This window comes from Aquimarina agarivorans, from assembly GCF_000218485.1.
GTDB lineage: Bacteria > Bacteroidota > Bacteroidia > Flavobacteriales > Flavobacteriaceae > Aquimarina > Aquimarina agarivorans.
Map to the genome: position 1 here is coordinate 1 of NZ_AFPB01000031.1, position 2,444 is coordinate 2,444.

The 2,444-nt window shown below is 36.0% G+C and carries 2 protein-coding genes and 1 pseudogene; all 3 read right to left on the reverse strand.

Annotated elements, in window-relative coordinates:
- A pseudogene (tnpA, locus tag GMC_RS23315) lies at nucleotides 1–317 on the reverse strand (IS200/IS605 family transposase); the annotation flags it as partial.
- Between the two features lie 186 nt (nucleotides 318–503).
- Nucleotides 504–1,889: a T9SS type A sorting domain-containing protein gene (locus GMC_RS23320; RefSeq protein ID WP_010520425.1), complete on the reverse strand. Its 1,386-nt coding sequence runs from the start codon at nucleotides 1,887–1,889 to the stop codon at nucleotides 504–506.
- A gap of 94 nt (nucleotides 1,890–1,983) precedes the next feature.
- Nucleotides 1,984–2,280 carry a hypothetical protein gene (locus GMC_RS23325; RefSeq protein ID WP_010520426.1) on the reverse strand — a complete coding sequence of 99 codons (297 nt, stop codon included), beginning with the start codon at nucleotides 2,278–2,280 and terminating at the stop codon, nucleotides 1,984–1,986.
- Between the last annotated feature and the right edge of the window lie 164 nt (nucleotides 2,281–2,444).

Sequence of the window (2,444 nt, forward strand, 5' to 3'; positions counted from 1 at the left end):
CAGAAATGACGACCCCAATAACGCTTATTTAACTCTGGAAACTCTTGTTGTAATTTCCTAGAACTTCTTCCTTTTAATTTCTTAACCAAATCACTTATCGATAATGAAGGTCGGTATTCAACATGCATATGGACATGGTTCGTTGAGACAACTCCCTTTAGAATATTGACATCCTCTGATTAACAAATCTGTATCAAAATTGTACGACAACGCTGCTTTATATCTCCTTGCAATACTGAATATCTGTATTTTGTACTCCAAACTAAGTGAACTGTTAACCGACTTACGCTATGACCATTACTTCGTTGATAAGACATTATACGAAGATAAATTTTTAGAAGCTAAAAGCGAAATGCACTAAAGTACATAGTTTTAACTATTTTTAAGACCAATAAAAACCTTGTAATCAAATAATTATAATTAATTTTACTCAAAATAACCAATAAAAAACCACCTAAAAATAGGTGGTTTAAATATTTTGAAATTTTTATATTCCTCGGAAATTATTCAATCACAATTTGTTCAAAAGACTGTTTCTTTCCATCTTTATCTGTTATACTTAAAATGTAAACAGCTGGTTCTAAATTTTGAACATCGAAAGTTACACTTCCCGATTGGGAAATTGCAACAGTTTCAAGAACCTCTTGACCTGTTAAACTGTAGATTTTGATATCAAGATCTCCAGAAGCATTAGTTGTACTAATAGTTAAACTATCGCTCGCTGGTATAGGAAAAATTGTTACAGGTAATTCTGTATCAAATTCGTTTATTGATAATGTTGCACAATCTCCTCCAACAACTCTATTCACTGTTATAGGGTTTGATAGGTCAAAATTTCCTGTTAAATCTGTTCCAGCATTTGCATTAATAGCTGCTCCACCCAATGAACCATCATGGCGTAAGTACCATACTAAACATGTTCCAGCTCCTGCTCCATCAAAATCTACTGCCGTAAATGTTGGTGGTAAACCTAATATATTTAAGTCCTCATCAGTTACTACCCATGCAGATTCTGATCCTACACCTCCTTCGATAGTGATACCATCGGCTGGAATATTGTCCGCTACCCCATCCTCGACACAAAAATTAAATGGACCTCCACTCAAAACACCTGCATCCACTGTATTTCTTACCACTTCAATTGGATTTGAAAGATCAAAATTTCCTCCTAAATCAGTACCAGCATTTGCTCCCATAGCTGCACCAGTTAATGAGCCATCGTGACGTAAATACCATACTAAGCACGTTCCTAAACCAGCAGTATCAAAATTAACAGCCGAAAACGTTGGGGGCAATCCTAGTATATTTAGGTCTTCATCGGTCACTACCCATGCAGATTCTGCGCCTACACCACCTTCGATAGTGATACCATCTGCAGGAATATTATCCGCTACTCCATCACCAACTAAAAATTTAAAAGGACCGCCACTTAAAACACCGGCATCAACAGTCTTCCTTACTACCTCTATCGGGTTTGAAAGATCAAAATTCCCACCTAAATCAGTACCTGCATTTGCATTAATAGCTGCTCCTGTTAACGAACCATCGTGACGTAAGTACCATACTAAGCATGTTCCTAAACCTGCAGTATCAAAATTAACTGCCGAAAATGTTGATGGCAATCCTAATATATTTAAATCCTCATCGGTTACTACCCATGCTGATTCTGAACCTACACCCCCTGCTATCGTTATACCATCTGCAGGAATGTTATCTGCTACTCCATCACCAACAAAAAATTCAAATGGACCGCCCGTTAATATCCCGGCATCTACTAATGAAGCTTCCCACTGGGCTAATCCATTTTCAGTACCATCACCAATATAACTATAAACACCTGTATCGTCTATAAAATCGCCAGCTGTCCATACCCCTTTACTTTCAGCCAAACCCTCTCTTGCATTGCCATCTACTCGCCATTGTGCAAAATCTTCAATAGCATCTACTGATGAAAAGTTTGGAGCACTTTAAAAAGATAGACCACTACCAGCTTCCGGCATTTGGTAAGGCAATGTTACAGTTTTGATTTGCAGTTAAGTTTATACTTCCCGAAACTGGTGTTAAAGCACCTAATCTTTGGTAAGTTCCTGGACCAAGACAAAACCAATAGTCAATAAGATTTACAGGTTGGTCGCCAAAGTTGGTCACCGTTACCAAATTATTTTCGGGATCCACTTTAGTTAAACGAGGAATGGCTTGTGCAAAGGATAAGCTCATTCCACTTAAAAAGGTAGCAAAAAATAAAATTTTGAACCTCTTAGTGTGTAAAAAACGTTTCATAATTATACTATTTTACTAAACAAAACTTTTATTTGTTCAAAAATATAACCTATGACTTCAACACAATGTTAGCTAGCTAACATTAAAAATATAAATTTGTTAAATTATTTGTAATTTAACACTATAGTAAAAAAGTTATTTCTTTTTATACTTTGGTATTGGAC

Excerpts from the sequence above, each read along its gene's own strand:
- GMC_RS23325 (WP_010520426.1), bottom strand. The coding sequence starts at position 2,280 with ATGAAACGTTTTTTACACACTAAGAGGTTCAAAATTTTATTTTTTGCT.